General features: G+C 65.5%; 17 protein-coding genes. 6 read left to right on the top strand and 11 right to left on the bottom strand.

Annotated features, from left to right (window positions below; translation table 11 throughout):
• Positions 1 to 1,927: DUF927 domain-containing protein (locus B5F85_RS08520; RefSeq protein ID WP_143786160.1), on the bottom strand; the 1,927-nt coding region annotated here is incomplete at its 3' end.
• Positions 1,905 to 2,108 carry a helix-turn-helix domain-containing protein gene (locus B5F85_RS08515; protein WP_087220893.1) on the bottom strand — a complete coding sequence of 68 codons (204 nt, stop codon included), beginning with the start codon at positions 2,106 to 2,108 and terminating at the stop codon, positions 1,905 to 1,907. The genes B5F85_RS08515 and B5F85_RS08520, both read right to left, overlap by 23 nt.
• 273 nt (positions 2,109 to 2,381) lie before the next feature.
• Between B5F85_RS08515 and B5F85_RS08510 the strand changes: the two genes are divergently transcribed.
• From B5F85_RS08510 to B5F85_RS08495, 4 genes are all read left to right on the top strand, one after another.
• Positions 2,382 to 3,068, top strand: a complete 687-nt coding sequence (locus tag B5F85_RS08510; protein ID WP_087316322.1) for a helix-turn-helix transcriptional regulator — start codon at positions 2,382 to 2,384, stop codon at positions 3,066 to 3,068.
• 90 nt (positions 3,069 to 3,158) lie between these two features.
• The gene (locus B5F85_RS08505) at positions 3,159 to 3,545 is read left to right on the top strand and encodes a helix-turn-helix transcriptional regulator (protein ID WP_087316320.1); all 387 of its coding nucleotides are present in this window, start codon (positions 3,159 to 3,161) and stop codon (positions 3,543 to 3,545) included.
• A 5-nt stretch (positions 3,546 to 3,550) separates the two neighbouring features.
• Positions 3,551 to 3,748, top strand: coding sequence for a hypothetical protein (locus tag B5F85_RS08500; protein ID WP_087316318.1), 198 nt, complete (start codon positions 3,551 to 3,553; stop codon positions 3,746 to 3,748).
• A gap of 1 nt (position 3,749) precedes the next feature.
• On the top strand, positions 3,750 to 4,940 hold the full coding sequence (locus B5F85_RS08495) for a site-specific integrase (protein WP_204204714.1): 1,191 nt from the start codon (positions 3,750 to 3,752) through the stop codon (positions 4,938 to 4,940).
• 324 nt (positions 4,941 to 5,264) lie between these two features.
• Here the strand turns inward: B5F85_RS08495 and B5F85_RS08490 are convergent, their stop codons facing one another.
• The 3 genes from B5F85_RS08490 to B5F85_RS08480 all read right to left on the bottom strand — a co-directional run bounded on the left by B5F85_RS08490 (position 5,265) and on the right by B5F85_RS08480 (position 7,432).
• Positions 5,265 to 6,095: a class I SAM-dependent methyltransferase gene (locus tag B5F85_RS08490; protein WP_087316316.1), complete on the bottom strand. Its 831-nt coding sequence runs from the start codon at positions 6,093 to 6,095 to the stop codon at positions 5,265 to 5,267.
• 115 nt (positions 6,096 to 6,210) lie between these two features.
• Positions 6,211 to 6,816, bottom strand: coding sequence for a class I SAM-dependent methyltransferase (locus tag B5F85_RS08485; protein ID WP_075279318.1), 606 nt, complete (start codon positions 6,814 to 6,816; stop codon positions 6,211 to 6,213).
• Positions 6,803 to 7,432, bottom strand: a complete 630-nt coding sequence (locus tag B5F85_RS08480) for a class I SAM-dependent methyltransferase (protein WP_087316314.1) — start codon at positions 7,430 to 7,432, stop codon at positions 6,803 to 6,805. The genes B5F85_RS08485 and B5F85_RS08480 overlap by 14 nt, the downstream gene beginning before the upstream one ends.
• A gap of 369 nt (positions 7,433 to 7,801) precedes the next feature.
• Between B5F85_RS08480 and B5F85_RS10805 the strand changes: the two genes are divergently transcribed.
• Both B5F85_RS10805 and B5F85_RS08470 read left to right on the top strand, forming a co-directional pair.
• Positions 7,802 to 7,972, top strand: coding sequence for a hypothetical protein (locus B5F85_RS10805; protein ID WP_187119102.1), 171 nt, complete (start codon positions 7,802 to 7,804; stop codon positions 7,970 to 7,972).
• A gap of 119 nt (positions 7,973 to 8,091) precedes the next feature.
• The gene (locus tag B5F85_RS08470; protein WP_087316313.1) at positions 8,092 to 9,657 is read left to right on the top strand and encodes a cation-translocating P-type ATPase; all 1,566 of its coding nucleotides are present in this window, start codon (positions 8,092 to 8,094) and stop codon (positions 9,655 to 9,657) included.
• A gap of 75 nt (positions 9,658 to 9,732) precedes the next feature.
• Here B5F85_RS08470 and B5F85_RS08465 read toward each other — a convergent pair whose 3' ends face one another.
• The 6 genes from B5F85_RS08465 to B5F85_RS08440 all read right to left on the bottom strand — a co-directional run bounded on the left by B5F85_RS08465 (position 9,733) and on the right by B5F85_RS08440 (position 15,060).
• The gene (locus B5F85_RS08465) at positions 9,733 to 10,614 is read right to left on the bottom strand and encodes an acyl-CoA thioester hydrolase/BAAT C-terminal domain-containing protein (RefSeq protein WP_087316311.1); all 882 of its coding nucleotides are present in this window, start codon (positions 10,612 to 10,614) and stop codon (positions 9,733 to 9,735) included.
• 48 nt (positions 10,615 to 10,662) lie between these two features.
• Positions 10,663 to 12,738: a heavy metal translocating P-type ATPase gene (locus B5F85_RS08460; RefSeq protein WP_087316309.1), complete on the bottom strand. Its 2,076-nt coding sequence runs from the start codon at positions 12,736 to 12,738 to the stop codon at positions 10,663 to 10,665.
• An 8-nt stretch (positions 12,739 to 12,746) separates the two neighbouring features.
• Positions 12,747 to 13,064: a DUF6110 family protein gene (locus B5F85_RS08455; RefSeq protein ID WP_087316308.1), complete on the bottom strand. Its 318-nt coding sequence runs from the start codon at positions 13,062 to 13,064 to the stop codon at positions 12,747 to 12,749.
• Positions 13,065 to 13,215: 151 nt separating this feature from the next.
• Positions 13,216 to 13,851, bottom strand: a complete 636-nt coding sequence (locus tag B5F85_RS08450; RefSeq protein ID WP_087316306.1) for a DUF6796 family protein — start codon at positions 13,849 to 13,851, stop codon at positions 13,216 to 13,218.
• A 72-nt stretch (positions 13,852 to 13,923) separates the two neighbouring features.
• A complete protein-coding gene (locus tag B5F85_RS08445) occupies positions 13,924 to 14,352 on the bottom strand; it encodes a flavodoxin (RefSeq protein WP_087316304.1) in 429 nt (142 codons plus the stop codon).
• 36 nt (positions 14,353 to 14,388) lie between these two features.
• The gene (locus tag B5F85_RS08440; protein WP_087316302.1) at positions 14,389 to 15,060 is read right to left on the bottom strand and encodes a DUF3793 family protein; all 672 of its coding nucleotides are present in this window, start codon (positions 15,058 to 15,060) and stop codon (positions 14,389 to 14,391) included.
• Positions 15,061 to 15,174: the final 114 nt, after the last annotated feature.

Genomic DNA, 15,174 nt, shown 5'->3' with positions numbered 1-15,174 from the left:
GCCCGAGCGAGAGCGAGTAGAGCAGGTCCTCCACGACCTGCCGCTTGCCCGCCTGGCCGCCCACGGCGCCCTTGCTCTGCAGCTCGTCGATGATCACGGGTATGTCGTGGAGCAGCGCCGCTGCGCGAACGATGCTCTTGGGCGTGTCGGCGAAGGTGCGGAAGTAGCTGTCCGCGCCCTCGGTGGGGTCGCCCCACACGCTGCCGGCGGCCTTGAGGGTCGGCGTCTTGCCGGAGCGCGAGCGCCCCCAGAGGTAGACGATGAAGGTCTGCACGCCCAGGAGAGACACCAGCGGGGAGGCGAAGCTCGCCGCCAGCACGCAGCGGAACGCCATGGAGGCGGCCCGCGCCGGCGCCACGCCCTCCACCCACGCCGCGAGCGTGCCCGCCGGCTCCATGAAGGGGCGCGCCTTCACCGCCTCGTCCGGGCTGGGGTCGAAGCGCACGCCGCCCGCGCCCAGGTCGTAGGGCATGAAGGCGGAGAGCGGGCCGTCCGCCCACCCCAGGTGCACGACGCTCCTCGCGCGCGGCCGCGCCCATCCGTAGCGGCGCTCCACGTCGGTCAGGTAGCGCACGACGTCCTTGGCGTTGGCCGACGAGACGTTAGCCCCGAGGGGCGCGAGCGCGCCGATCACCTTGCTCTGGTTGAGCAGCACCTCGCGGTCGAGCGCCCGCTCGCGGGTTCCGCCGGGCACCGTCACGCGCACGAGGGCGCGCACGTCGCCGGTGTCCACGTCCACGAGGTCGGCCGCCACCCAGGGCGCCGTCGACGTCACCGAGCGCGAAAGCTCCCCGTCGCGCCCGCGCACCCACAGCCGCCCGCGAGCGTCGACGAACCACCCCTCCACAGACGGCGCCGTCTCGAAGTCCGGCGCCTCCTCGTCGGGGGAGCACCCTCCGTCCGTGTCGGGCGCAGCGGTCGAACACATGTTCTTGTCATTGACGCGAGAAGGACGCACGGAGCGAGAAGGACGGTCGGCCCGCCTCTCCCTCGGCCGGTAGAACTCCGAGCAGCCCTCTATCGCCCGCTCTATCGTCTGCGCGCCGTAGGTGGTGCCGCCCCGGCGGCTGTCCCACTTGTCGCGCATGAGGCCGGAGCGCCGGAAGATCCGGTCCATGCGGGCGGCGTCGCCTGCGCACCAGAACGCGAGGTGCGAGCACAGCGCCATGTCCGCCGCCGAGCGATCGCCGCCCTGCGCCGAGCAGTCGCCGGCCATGAGGGCGCGGATCGCGTCGCCGCTGCGGGAGGCGTACATGCGCCCCAGCAGCGCCTCGTCGTCCATGGAAGCGTCGGGGCCGCGCGTCGCTGCCGCCGACAGCGTCGGCTGCGCGGCGGCCCGCTCCGGCTCGATCCAGGTGCGGTACGCCCTCTCCACCACGTCGGGGTTCGAGGCGAGGGAGGCGCGCCCCTCGAAGACGTTCCCTGTCACCGTGAAGTAGCGGTCGTGGTCGTACATCTCCACCACGCGCCCGCCGGGCTGCCCCTTCCTCGAGCGCTGGGCCCAGTCGGGCTTCGCGCCCCGGAAGATCAGGTGCAGCCCGTCGCCCGAGGGCGAGACCTCCGTGTAGGTCCCGGCCTCCTCGACCACCCAGCGGTACGCGGGGTCGAGGGCGCCATCCGAAATCACGTGGTCGAGGTCGAGCCCCGTGAAGGCGCGGTCCGGCCCGAAGACGAACCCCACGCCGTCGCAGCGCCAGCGGCCCACCGCAGCCACGGCCTCCTCGAAGGCCACCCAGGTCGCCGGGTCGGTGCTCCTGGCCATGCGCCCGTTCGCCGCGCACACCGGGAGCTTAGTCGTCTTGCCGCCGCGCTCCTCGCGCCGCCAGCACACCCAGCGCGGCTCGGTCTTGAGCTCCGCAGGGACGCGTGCCAGCGCGTCGGCGAGGGAGCCCGCCCCGCGTGGGCTACTCGCGGCCCTCTCCGTCATTCGAGGCCCCCTTCTTCGCGTTCTTGAAGATCACGTCGCGGCAGATCCGCCAGCGACCGTTCACCTTGTCGGCGGGGATCCGCCCCTCGCGTATGCCGCGGGTGATGGATCCCTCGTGCTCGCCGGTCACGTCGGCGAGCTGCTTGGGGGTCATGAAGTACGGCAGCTCCTCGAAACTCATCTCTCGCTCCCTCTCATCCGATTTGCCTCTGGACCGTACGCGCGGCTCCGCCTCGTCTGTCACGAAGTGGCACGTTTCGTCGCCGTGCAGCGGTAGAATATCACAGGAATTGTCAACAAGTGAGATTCTTTGCATGTTTTGAGGTAGAATGACCCTATACAATTGAACGGCTTGTCAACTAGTGATAGAATCTGTTGCGAAGCGTAACAACGACACGGAGGGCGCCGAGGGCACCCCTCCACAGGACGAACACATCCGAGAGAGGCGGAGGGCATGGCGAGCAACCTTCTGAAGCTCCGCAAGGCGGCGGGCTACAAGAACTCCAACGAGTTCGCGGTGGAGTACGAGATACCGACCTCCACCTACGCGCGCTACGAGTCCAACCCCGACAAGATCCCCATGGACCGCGCCTGGCAGCTCGCGGACATCTTCGGCACCACCATCGACGCCATCGTCGACCGCGAGGCGCCCGACCCCGCGTGCATGCGCGGCGAGGTGCAGCTCGAGTACGACGGGCTCACGCCCGAGGCGCGGCAGCTCGCCGACGAGCTCCGCGAGTTCGTGCTCATGAAGGACGAGAAGATCCGCGCGCGCCACCGCCGCGAGGAGGAGCGCCCCTACGAGGCTCTCTGCTACCAGTACGAGCAGCAGATGCTCTCCGAGCTGCGCGACGGCGCCGCCTTCGGCGAGCTCGTCGCGTTCGACAGTGCCGAGGCGGCGCGCGCCGCCTTCGAGTCCTTCCTCCAGGAGCAGGCGGCGAAGAAGCGCGGCAGGCTCTCAACCAAAGCGCAGAAGATCGTCGACGACCAGGTCATCGAGAAGATCATGGCGGCCTACGACCGCACCCACGGCGAGTTCGAGTTCGAGGGTATGCAGGTGCTGTGGAGCTCCGTCGACCACGGCGTCATGGTCGAGTACGACTCCGAGGCGAGCGCGAGGGACGGTGATGCGAAGGCATAGAAGGCGAAACAGGTGGGCCCGCGGGAGCTGGCACTCCCGCGGGCCCGGCGTCCGGTCCAGAGGCAAATCCAGAAGGGACGGTGACAGTATATGTCATCACTCGCACCCGCCCAAACCCCCTACAAGGCCATCAGCGGCAAAAGAACACTCCAGCGGCTGCGCCGCGAGGCGGGCTACCGCTCCGCGAAGGAGTTCGCCGAGGCGCTCGGCATCCCCGGCTCCACCTACGCTCGCTACGAGCGAGCCGGCGACGGCGCCGACTGCGGCATCCCGCTGCCGGCGGCGTGGCAGATCGCGGACAAGCTGGGCTGCTCCATCGACCTCGTCATCGGCCGCGAGAACATCGACGCGCCCGAGCCCGAGGGAATCCAGCCCCGCTACGACGCCCTCAGCCCCGAGGGCCGCGCCCTCGTGGACAGCTACCTCTCCTACGTGGAGCTCGGCGAGCGCGCCGCCCGCTCCCAGGGAAGGCGGTGAGCGCCATGGCCAAGGAAGAGAAGAGCCTCAGCGTCGTCTCCTTCTCCCTCACGGACGGCTCCGGGAACGTGGTCCCCGCCGTCGCCCTCGTCGCCGCCCCCGGCGAGGCCCTGCGCCTCGACGAGCCCTGGCAGCGCAAGCTCGCCCGCGACCTCGAGTGGCACTACCGCCCGCCCTACGTTGCAGTAGAGGACGGTGAGTAGCATGGCCAAGGTGACCGGCGAGGGCTCCATCATCCAGATGGAGAAGGACAAGCCAAAGTCCAAGTGCCGCAAGTGGCAGCTCCGCGTGCCCATCGGGCTCAACCCGCGCACGGGGAAGTACCAGCAGAAGACGCGCGTGGTCGAGGGGACCTTCACCAAGGCAAAGGCCGACCTGCGCGGGTTCATCAAGGAGATCGAGCACGACGAGGTGCAGGGCCGCACGTCCTACACCTTCGAGGAGTACTGCATGCGCTACCTCGAGATCCGCGCCGCCAAGAAGGAGGTCGCCCCCACCACGCAGGTGCGGCAGGAGTGGCAGTTCAGGGCCGCCATCCGCCACATCGGGAAGGTCAACCTGGCCGCCGTCACGCCCACCATGCTCGACGACATGTACATCGCGATGCTCAAGGGCGACACGCTCTCCGGAAGACCTTCGAGCGGATCCTACGTCAACCAGATCCACGACAACATAACGCTCGTGTTCGAGCACGCCATCAAGGAGGGGATCCTCGTGAAGAACCCGTGCGACGCAGCCAACCCTCCCAAGATGGACACGCGCGAGAAGCGCGCCATGAAGCCCGCGCAGATCCAGGAGCTCATCGAGGGGCTCGACCCCGAGGTGCCGCGCGAGTGCGCCTACCTCGTCGCCATCACGATGGGGCTCAGGCGCGGTGAGGTCTGCGGCCTGTCATGGAAGGACATCGACTTCGAGAACGGAATCGTCGACGTGAGCCACAGCTTCGACGGGCTCGGCAACCTCAAGGAGACCAAGACCAAGGCCGGCATGCGCCTGCTGCCCCTGCCCGAGGTGACGCGCGAGGCGCTGCTCAGACAGAAGGCGGCCCAGGCCGCGCAGTTCGCGAAGACGAATCAGTGGCGCAAGCCGGAGGAGGGCTACCTGGAGCAGACCGAGGAGACCCCCGTCATCGCCACGCACTACGGCGAGCGCGTGACGCCCGGCTCCCTCAGCCGCTGGTGGTCGATCGACCGCGAGCGCTTCGGGCTCGACGGCTGGAGCTTCCACGAGCTGAGGCACTCCTACCTCACCCTGCTCGCGCTCAACGGCGTGCACCCGAAGGTCATGCAGGAGCTTGCGGGCCACTACAGCTCCCAGATCACGATGGACATCTATACGCACGTTAACCTCGACGCCAAGAAGGAGGCGGTGGCCGCGGTGTCGAAGGTGTTCTGAGCAGGGGAGGGACGCGTCTCTCCATCCTGAGAACCAGCGTCCCGATTCTTCCAAGATTCTTCCATGCAAGCCCGCAAGAAATCTGACAACCGAATCAACAAAGCCCTGACCTGCCCAAACGGAGCTGCGAAATTCAAGCTCAACCAACTGCTAGTATCGAGTGGGAACAGAACAGATGTTCGATAAAATAATATAGTATCAGATAGCGGGCACGGTTTCAATCGAATCCGTGCCCGCTGCTGTATGTGTGTCCTTGCACGCCCAATACGCGCCGTGAAAGCCGTCTTCTTCAACATCAAAGTGAATGCGCTTCTTTTTTGACTCTCAAAATCTTATTTTCACGATTTGCATTTTCATCCCGTTGTCACCGACCCTTGCGAGAAACCGGAAAAAGCCGCTGACAGAAGGGTCTCTCAAATCGTTGTAACCCAGCATATAGCCGCGACTTGTGACCTGCAGACGGCTGTTCCACGTGCCGATTTCCTTGGCGGCATCCGAAACCGCAAAATATGCCCCCACATCCTTGATTTTTGCAGTCTTAAGCCATGTTTTTGCGATCATCTTTACTGCCGTTCGATTGGCAGCATCAAAGACCAGCACACCGCCGGGGAAAGCGTCCGCCATCTCCCGCACCAGTTCCCGGACCTGCTGGGTCAGAAAGTAATAGAACACCCCGGAGGCAAAGAACACCGCCCCGCCGGAGGCATCGATTTTGCCGAACCATGCGGTGTCTTTCAGGTCGCAGGGGATATTTTGTTCTCGATCCTCGGCGGGCAGCAGCTGCTGCCGCAAGGCAATCACATCCGGGAAGTCCAGATTGTAGATCTTGCATCTACCGTTGTCGCAGGTTCTGCCGGTGTTGTCCAGCCCACAGCCCAGATTGACCACCGCCGCATTGGGGTGGCCTTTCAGGTAATCCCGCACCTCGAAAGCAAGATCACCCTGCCGCATGGCCACCTCCAGCGCACCAAAGCGCTGCATCAGGCTGCGGGAGTTTTTCTCTGCCTCTGAAAAGTCGTATTCGATCTGGTCGAGCAGACGAGCCGCTGTTTCATCCTTGTAAAGGTTCGGGTACAGCTCCGTACACAGCTTCCGGGAATACAGCGGGAGGATCAGCGTCTCCTGCACGGTGTTTTTCTCAATTCTGCATTTCATAGGCTTCTTCCTCAGTGAATAAAAATTGTCATGATTGCCGCCAGCACAGCTGCTATGGCCGTCATGCCTATCGCCATGTGCAGGATGGATGCGAAAATGCCCGTGCTTGACACCCCTACTTCCGCGCCGTGACGCAGAGCCACCTTTTCTTTTTGCGTATCTGCACCTCGTGAAAGCCCGCCTGCTCCAGACACGCCTTTAATTCAATGTCCTTGTAGATGGTCATGCCGCCGATGATCTGCGTCCACCTCTCGTCCTTGTCCGTATCGCCATTGCTCTCGTTGCAGATAAGAATTGTCCCGCCTGGCTTCAGCGTCCGCCGGACCTCACGGAAGCATCGGGGCAAATCAGGCCAGAAATAGACGGTCTCAAAGGCCGTGGCGGCATCGAAGTAGCTATCCTCAAACGCCATATCCGCCACGCTGCCCTGCAGAACGGCGCAACGCTTCTCCTGAATTGCGGTTCGGTTGAGCTTTCTAGCCTTCTCCACGCTGACGGGTGAATAGTCGATGCCCTTGACGACGCCATGCGGGCATTTTTTCAGCAGCCGTTTTATGTTCGCCCCGCCGCCGCAGCCGCAATCCAGCACCTTGGCGTTTGGCGCAAGCCGTAGAAATCGAAGTCCCCACCGCGCCACAGGGCTGTGGCCCAGATTCATCATGGCAACCATAAGTTTTCCGCCGAGGCCCACGGGCTTGCGGGTGTTTTCAAAGAACGACATCTGGCCCCTCCGATTTCGTGCATTCCGCATGGGTCAACGGGAACGAGGCCTTCAGCACCGCGCTTTTCTGCACCGCCCAGCCGTTTTGACGCAGGAAACGCAGGTATTCCTCGCTTGTCCACCTGCTGTGGAGGGGAAATCCCGCCATGCTCATGAAAAAGGCTTTTGCCTTGCCGGAAATCGAGTTCCCCGCGTGGGTGAAGGTTGGCGCGATGAGCACGCCGTCGTCCTTCAGTACCCGCCTTATTTCTTGCAGGGCCTTTTCCGGATGCGGCACTATGTGAAGCGCGTTGGACGCGATCACCACTTCGAAGGACTTCTGTGCATAGGGCAGGCGGAACATATCTTGTACGGAAAAGTGCAGCTTCGCGGATTGATTGCCCCGCTCTGCTTCAAGGATTATCTTTGCAGAAGCGTCCGTAGCCTCGATGTGCGCCGCCGCATCCACGATGCTCTTTGCGATAAGCCCCGTGCCGGTGGCAACTTCCAGTACGGTTTTTGCTTTCACCACCGGTCGGATCAGCCCATACATCTTCTCATACGCCGCCCGGTCGTTTCGCATGAAACGGTCGTACCGACCGGCGTTCTTGTCCCAGAAGTCCTTGCGTTCGTGCATGGCTATCGCCCCCAAAAAGTTAGAGACATCTAACTATAACACACGAATTATGCAGTAGGTTAAGGTTAACCTTATTTTCTTGGCTAAGACGCATCTCTTCGGCTTTCGCTTATAGCGGCGCGAGTCAGATACTAGGCTGGAGCTGAAGAGGGAGCTTGGCGGACAGGTAGGTCGATACCGGTTCCCGGAACGGTGATCCAGCCAATTACACTAGGGCTCTAGTCATGCTGGTAAACCCAATCCATGACGGGAAATAGGTCCTTTTCTCTAGCTCGACGTCTTTCGCGGGCGACGGGTTAATGTGGCTGGCGGGATTCCCTGCACGAAGCCGCTGTCGCTACCGCCTCCAGGCGCGGTTCACTCGGCAAGATGGGCGACTACGAGGCCGTGCTCGGCGAGGTCAGAAGATCCGATATGATGCGGGGCATCTGGTCCTCTTACGTCTCGGCATCGCCCTATGCGGAAGGCGTCGATTTCGAAGAGGCGGTCGATTCGGCCATCGAGCTCGCAAGGCTTTCGGAGCTTGACGATTTGGACTGATGGAGGCGAGAAGTCCCCCACCGCGCCAATACCAGACGATTGCGCTATAGGCATCTCTCCGACCCTTTGAATCACCCCTTTTCACGCCACCCGCTACGAACCCCGGCGGAAATCAGGGAGTGATTAAAGGAGCGACCTGCGGTTTCGCAAATCAATTGAGTCATTCCCGAAATCGCGAATCAGCCCTTAGGAGGTACGACGCGACTCGCATCTGCAGCACCCGTACTGGATCAGTCACTGGCGACATCCTACGCGTGCTGCCCGGGGAGGCCGTGCCCGTAGACGGCGTCATCGTCTCCGGTCAGACCTCGGTGAACCAGGCGGTCATGACCGGCGAGAGCCTGCCGGTGGACAAGAGCCCGGGGGACGAGGTGTCGTCCGGCACGGTCAACCAGTTCGGCTCGTTCGACATGGCCGCGACGCGCGTGGGCGAGGACTCGTCCATCCAGCGGATGATTCGCCTCGTGCAGTCGGCCGACGCCGGCAAGGCCAAGATCGTGAACCTCGCCGACCGCTGGGCGGTGTGGATCGTCGTCATCGCCCTTGTGGCAGCAGTTCTCACCTATCTCGTGACGGGCGAGATCATCCGCTCGGTCACCATCCTCGTCGTCTTTTGCCCGTGCGCGCTCGTGCTCGCCACGCCCACAGCCATCATGGCGGCGATCGGCAATGCCACCAGGCACGGCTTTCTGGTGCGCGAGGGGGACGCGCTCGAGCGCCTGGCGCAGGTCAGGCGCGTGTGCTTTGACAAGACGGGCACGCTCACCACGGGGGAGCCGCAGGTGGTTTCCGTGTGCGCGGGCGAGAAGGACGTGAGCGAGGACGCGTTGCTCGCAGTTGCCGGCGCGGCCGAGAAGCGATCCGAGCACCCCCTCGGGCGCGCCATCGTGGCCGCGGCCACGGAGCACGCCGGAGCGGCGCCGAAGGACCCGACGTCCTTTGCCATGGTGCCCGGTCGCGGCGTGGTGGCCGAGGTGGGCGGGCGCACGGTGTACGCCGGCAGCGCCGCGCTGCTGGCGGAGCACGGTCTGGCTATACCGGACGCGCTGGGGAGGCGTGTGGACGCTGCGCGCGCCGAGGGGGCAACGATTACCTATCTCGGCTGGGGCGACGCGGCAGCGGGGTTCATTGCGCTCGCCGACCGCGTGCGCGAGAACGCCACCGCTACGCTTTCGGCAGTGCGGGAGACGGGCGTGGAGCCGGTGCTCCTCACGGGGGACCACGAGGCGGCGGCCGCCCACGTGGCTGCCGAACTCGGCATCACCACCTACAAGGCCGCCTGCCTGCCCGAGGACAAGCTCTCCTTCATCGATGACTCGGAGCGCGCGGGCAAGGGAGTTTGTATGGTCGGCGACGGCGTCAACGACGCGCCTGCGCTCAAGCGCGCGCTCGTGGGCATCGCCATGGGCGGCATCGGCAGCGATATCGCCGTCGACGCGGCGGACATCGCACTCGTGAACGATGACATCGCCGAGCTGCCGCACCTCCTGCGCCTCTCCCGCCGCATGATGACGACCATCAAGATCAACCTCACGTTCTCGATGACGCTCAACTTCATCGCGATCGCGCTCGCCATCTCGGGCGTCCTGAACCCCGTGGTGGGGGCGCTCGTGCACAATGCGGGGTCGGTGCTCGTCATCGTCAACTCCGCGCTCCTTCTGGGGTGGAGGGCGCGTGCCCGATGAGGTGCCGTGGGGGCATTCGACCTACCGGCGAGCATGACGATTAATGCTCCCGAGTCGGCTCCGCACGCGCGTTCGCTACCACCGGGCGAGAAACGCGAGCGTCTGGGTGAAGGCGTCCTCGCGGCTTTGCCGGCATGCTTCGGGGTGGGCGCGCTCGACGCGGAAGAGCTTGAGCGAGGGTGTCTCCATGGGCACGAGGATGTGGCTCGCGTACTCGTAGGAGCGTCGCGTGATCTCGAAGGGATGGGCGTGCTTGGCGAGGCGCTGCTCGACGATCCGACAGGCCTCGTCGCTCGGCCACATGGCGTCATGCGAGGGGCTGGCGAGAAGGACGGGCCCGTTGATGCGCTCCACGGCAATCCAGGCCTCCTTGGGCGCGCGCTCGATGATCCGCTCGTAGACGAAGCGCATGTCGAGCTGGCGCTCGGTGACGATGCGGCGGATGATGCCGAGGTAGGGGAGCCTCCCGCCGCCCCGCGCGCAGGGCACGGGCTCGCCGCGCCAGGTCCAGCTCGAGCGGTCGCTCAGACCCTTGCCGGCAAGGCTTTTGTTGCCGGTGATGCCCGGCATGGCGCAGGCGAGCGGGGAGATGGCGACGACGCAGGTGATCTGAGGCATGAGCGAGGCGGCGAGAAGCGCCAGCTCGCCGCCCTTGGAGATGCCGTAGATCCCCACGCGGTCAAAGCCACGCTGCCGGAGATAGGCGACGGCACGCTCGATTGGCTCGATCGACACCTCGATGAGCTCATCGGGGAGTCCCGGCACGTTCCAGTAGCACAGGCCGAGCGCGGCGATGCCCTCCCGTGCGAAACGCGCACCGAGGTTGCGCGGGATGTTCTCGTTGCCCTCGCTGCCGCCGAGCACGATGAGCGCCTTGCCGGAGTACGCTTCGACGTGCCGCTCCGGCAAGTGGAGGAATCCGAAGAAGCCGTCTTGCTCGACGGTGAACCGTTCCATGTCTCCACTTCCCAACGACAGGCTCCACAGCGGACCGATTGATGCTTCCTAGAGACGTCGAGCGCTTTCTGCGGCCAGCGCGATGGTGGTGCCGTTGTGCAGGAGCGCCGAGACCTGGGGCTGGATGATGCCGGCGATTCCCGCGGCGAGAAGCGCCGAGTTGATGCCCATGACCGCGACGAACGAGCGGTCGAGCCGCCCCATGAGAGAACGGCTGAGCGCGTGCAGGCGCACGATGGCGTCGAGCCCGCCCGCGGCGAGCGTGACGTCGGCGACCTCCTGCGCGATGGCGGTACCTGTGCCCATGGCAATGCCCACGTCGGCAGCGGAGAGCGCCGGCGCGTCGTTGACGCCGTCGCCCACCATGACGACGCGTTGTCCGCGGGCCACGAGCGCCTCCACGTAGGCATGCTTGTCCTCGGGGAGCAGGTCAGCGCGGTACTCGGTGATGCCCGCCTCGGCGGCGATGCGTGCGGCGGTGCGCTCGTTATCGCCGGTGAGCATGATGATGTGGTCGATGCCCTGCGAGCGAAGCGCCGCAATTGCCTCGGGCGCTCCTGCCTTTAAGGGATCCTCGATGCCGAGCGCGCCCACCAGCTTTCCGTCTTGGGCAAGGTAGAGCGGAGAGAGGCCTTCGAGCTCGCCGTCGATGAGCGCCTCTGCCTCGGGGGTGACCTCGACGTGCTCGTCCTCCATCACGAAGTGGCGGCTTCCGATGACGATTCTCTTGCCATCGAGCGCCGACGCGATGCCGTGCGCCACGATATAGGCGACCTCGGCGTGGCGCTCGCGATGCTCGAGACCGCGTGCGGCGGCCGCCGCCACCACGGCGCGTGCCACGGGGTGGGGGAAGTGCTCCTCCAGACAGGCCGAGGTGCGTAGGACCTCGTCCTCGGTCCAATCGGGCGCGAGGGCGAGTACGCGCGCGACCCGGGGCGTCGCCTCGGTGAGCGTTCCCGTCTTGTCGAACACGATGGTGTCGGCGGCGGCGATGGCCTCGAAATGCTTGGCACCCTTGACGGTCATGCCCTCGTGAGCGCTCTGACTCATGGCGGCGAGCACGCTGATGGACGACGTGAGCCTGAGGGCGCAGGAGTAGTCGACCATGAGGGCGGCCGACGTCTTTGCGAGGCTTTTCGTGGTCGCCGCCACAAGCCCCGCAAGCAGGAAGTTCCACGGAACGAAGCGGTCCGCGAGGTGCTCGCGGCGCGTCTGGACCTCGCTCTTGAGCTGCTCTGTTGCCTCGACGAGGCTCACGATGGAGCGGAGCTTGGTCGAGGCGGGCTCGGCGCCCACGCGGATGACGATCTCGCCCTCTTCTACCGCGGTGCCGGCAAAGACGTCGTCGCCGGCCATGCGCTCCACGGCGAGCGGCTCGCCGGTGAGCGCCGCCTGATTGACCATGGCCTCCCCGCGCACCACCACGCCGTCGACGCACACGGGCATACCGGTGCGCGCCACGACGAGGTCGCCCGTGCGGAGGCTCTGGGCGGGCACGGTGACCTCCTCGCCGTCCTCGAGGCGACGCGCGCTTTGGGGGATGGCCATGAGAGAGCGGATGAGCTCGTGCTCGGAGCGCGTGCGGGTGGCGTCCTCGAGAGCCTCGCCCAGATCGAGCAAGAACATGGTGCTTGCCGCGGTCTTTGGGTCGCGCTTGGCAAACGAGAGGCCGATGGCCGAGGCGTCGAGCACCGGCACGTCGAGACGCCCGCGCCTGAGCGAGGCGAGGCCGGCGCGCAGGAACCCGAGGTAGTGAAGCCCGGCCCATACCGCGCGCAGCGCGGGAGGGAGGAGCCAGCGGCGGATCAGGTGGTTGCCCACGAGGCGGACGATGCTGCGCGCAACGGGCGCGCCCACGGGCACGAGCGCCGCAGGCGTCTGGACGCTCGTCTTTTCGAGCTGGGGGAGTGCGAGCGCATCCAGTCGATCAAACAGGGCCGTCCTTGCGGGAGCGTCGCGATACCAGACGGCAACCGAGCGGATGCGAGGATAGGCGCGCACGCGCTCGACGCCCGCCCAAGAGGAGAGCGTCGTCTCGAGAGCGACGACGTCGGATGCGACAAGACGCTCGATGAGCGTCAGGCGCACTCGCCCCGGCACCTCATGTTCGATGGCGTATCGCACGGTCGCGCCTACGCCTCAGCGGGAGCGGGCTCGACGGGCTCGGCTGCGTCGGTTGCTTTGGACGTTTCCTGGTCCTCGTCATCCTCGGTGTCGTAGACGGTCTCGTTAAGGTACGTGGCCTCGGCGACGATGTCATCCATCTCGGCGCGGGTGCGCTCGATGGCATCCTCGCAGGTGCGCTTGGCGCGCAGGCCCGCCGCGACGGCCTCGACGTAGAGGCGCTTGGCCGCGTCGCTCGTGAGCACCTTGCCGCCGACCGACCCGATCAACACCCCCGCGCCCAAAAGCAGGCCGTGCGTTCCCTTGAGAAAACCTAGAGCACTCATGTCGAACTCCCTCCGTCGCGCACAAAAGTACGCCTTGGTGAACAGTTTCAAGTCAACTGTAGCTTACATTTGAGGAATGGTCGGCGTGATTTCCGCAAGGGGTCAAATGGGGACTGTCCCGTATGCGCAAAAGGGACATCCCTTTTGCGCGTTACCCAGCGAGCTTGCAGACGAGCATCGCGGCGAACATGATCGTGAAGACGAGGTTGCTCCACCCGCCGAAGAGTACGCAGCGTGCCGGCTGCGGCACGTGCATCCACACGAGGCCGAGAAGCGACGTGACCAGCGGCGTGAGGACCACAAGCCAGGCGGGGAAGACGGTCTGTCCGAGCACGACGGCCGCGGCGAGCACAACGAAGCCCAGGTACATGGGCACGGTGGCAAACCGCATGACAAACATGATGTTGCCCGCGACCTCGTCGTAGAGCTCTTCTCGCCCCGCCTTGGCGATGACGGAGAGGTAGACGTACTGAGCGTGGTAGGCGCCGCCGCAGACGAGGGCAAAGGCGAGCAGCGCCGCGGCCAGCCAGACGAGCCAGGAGAGGTCGCCGCGCGCGACGAGCGCAAGCCCCGCGAACCCGAGCACGTACAGGAACGCGGCGACGGGCCCCAGCGCGCCCCCGACACGCACGCGGCCTGCCGGCACGTCTCGCATGATGCGCATGTACGGCCTGAGCGTGCCGTCCATGTCGTAGGCGCCGGTCGTGAAGTAGAGCAGCATGTCCCCGGCAAACATGAGGATCGACCCCAGGAGCCCCAGGGCGAGAAGAACGAGCGTCGCTGGCATGGCGCCTCCCATCCATCGCGGGCGTCAGATGGCCCCGGAGCCAGCCCGGCCCCCGGGGCCTCAGGGCAAGCCTTACGCCTCGACGAGGCTCTTTGCGGCAGCCTCGAGCGCGGCTACGGCGTCGTCGTCGGGGGCCTCGTTGGCGATGACGGTGCAGACCACGTTCACGCCTGCCCCCTCGGCGTCCGCCTGCCAGGTTTCCATCCACTCGCCGGTGCCCCAGCCGTAGCTGCCGAACAGCGCCACGGGCTTGTCGCCCAGCGCGCCCACGCACGCCTCCCAGACCGGCTCGAACTCGTCAGACTCCAGCTCCTCGGCGCCCATGGCGGGGCAGCCAAAGGCGAATGCGTCATAGTTGGGTACGTCATCTGCCGAGAAGTCAGCGACGGGCACGACGCGGGCCTCGGCCCCCGCCGCGACGACGCCCGACTCGAGCGCGCGGGCCATCTCCTCGGTGTTGCCCGTTCCCGTCCAGTACACGATCGCGACGCTCTTGCTCATGGGTTCTCCCTTCTTCGTGCGGACCCTGCCGCCCCTTTATGCCGTTCCCATCCGGAGAAGCCCTCGTAGGGGCGTTCCCTCGGAGTAGAGCCTCTTGATCCTGAGCTCCTCGCGTTCGAGCTCTTTGAAGCGCCGCAGCGCCTCGTCCACGTTCCCGTAGACCTTCCAGCGCCCGCACGCACGCGCGCCGCGCCCGCCGTCGGTCATGAAACCGCTCACGTCCTCGACGGGATAACCAAGGGCGAGTCCGACCTCGTGTGGGAACAGGCATCTACCGCTGTAGTAGGCGCGCAGGCGCCGCCCGAGCTCCCTCATAAAGGCATGCTCGCGGGCGGGGAGGAGGTTTCTTGCCAGGAACTCTTGGACCGCCGTCCCCGAGAGAAGGTCCCGGACGCAGCGGGGACGCCAGACGAGCAGCATCGCCCGTTCTTCGCGCCATCCGAGAAAGTCGATGCGCACGCCAAGCTTGCGTGAGATGTGGGCGTAGCACGCGATCAGGCGCCTCGCATGCAAGCGTCGCATCCACGACGGGGCGGTGGCGGGGTCTTCGATCTGCGTCCGGAAGCCAAAGACCGCCGCGGGCTTGCTTCCCGAAAGCACGAGTCCTGCCTGACAGACGAGGCAGCGCACGAACCTCGCCTCGAGGCGCTCCCGCGTGGAGGAGCAATCTGCGTCGTCGGCGAGGCAGACATCCATGCCCTGTCCCATCGGCCCTCCAGTAGTTAGAGACGTCTAACTTATGGAGCCTAGAGTATACACTGTCTAACTCTTTGTCCAGAGTTGATCGACGCGATCTTTGGTGGGCAAGAATGTGCCCCGTGA

This window comes from Olsenella sp. An293 (assembly GCF_002159495.1).
GTDB lineage: Bacteria > Actinomycetota > Coriobacteriia > Coriobacteriales > Atopobiaceae > Thermophilibacter.
Note: the sequence above shows the minus strand (reverse complement) of the source record. Positions and strands in the feature narration are given on the sequence as shown.

Bases quoted from the DNA above. Each gene is read 5' to 3' on its own strand.
- B5F85_RS08480 (WP_087316314.1), bottom strand. From the start codon at position 7,432: ATGCACGAACGCAAGGACTTCTGGGACAAGAACGCCGGTCGGTACGAC.
- B5F85_RS08490 (WP_087316316.1), bottom strand. From the start codon at position 6,095: ATGAAATGCAGAATTGAGAAAAACACCGTGCAGGAGACGCTGATCCTC.
- B5F85_RS08505 (WP_087316320.1), top strand. From the start codon at position 3,159: ATGTCATCACTCGCACCCGCCCAAACCCCCTACAAGGCCATCAGCGGC.
- B5F85_RS08465 (WP_087316311.1), bottom strand. From the start codon at position 10,614: ATGGAACGGTTCACCGTCGAGCAAGACGGCTTCTTCGGATTCCTCCAC.
- B5F85_RS08445 (WP_087316304.1), bottom strand. From the start codon at position 14,352: ATGAGCAAGAGCGTCGCGATCGTGTACTGGACGGGAACGGGCAACACC.
- B5F85_RS08440 (WP_087316302.1), bottom strand. From the start codon at position 15,060: ATGGGACAGGGCATGGATGTCTGCCTCGCCGACGACGCAGATTGCTCC.
- B5F85_RS08510 (WP_087316322.1), top strand. From the start codon at position 2,382: ATGGCGAGCAACCTTCTGAAGCTCCGCAAGGCGGCGGGCTACAAGAAC.
- B5F85_RS08455 (WP_087316308.1), bottom strand. From the start codon at position 13,064: ATGAGTGCTCTAGGTTTTCTCAAGGGAACGCACGGCCTGCTTTTGGGC.
- B5F85_RS08485 (WP_075279318.1), bottom strand. From the start codon at position 6,816: ATGTCGTTCTTTGAAAACACCCGCAAGCCCGTGGGCCTCGGCGGAAAA.
- B5F85_RS08495 (WP_204204714.1), top strand. From the start codon at position 3,750: ATGGCCAAGGTGACCGGCGAGGGCTCCATCATCCAGATGGAGAAGGAC.
- B5F85_RS10805 (WP_187119102.1), top strand. From the start codon at position 7,802: ATGGGCGACTACGAGGCCGTGCTCGGCGAGGTCAGAAGATCCGATATG.
- B5F85_RS08450 (WP_087316306.1), bottom strand. From the start codon at position 13,851: ATGCCAGCGACGCTCGTTCTTCTCGCCCTGGGGCTCCTGGGGTCGATC.
- B5F85_RS08500 (WP_087316318.1), top strand. From the start codon at position 3,551: ATGGCCAAGGAAGAGAAGAGCCTCAGCGTCGTCTCCTTCTCCCTCACG.
- B5F85_RS08515 (WP_087220893.1), bottom strand. From the start codon at position 2,108: ATGAGTTTCGAGGAGCTGCCGTACTTCATGACCCCCAAGCAGCTCGCC.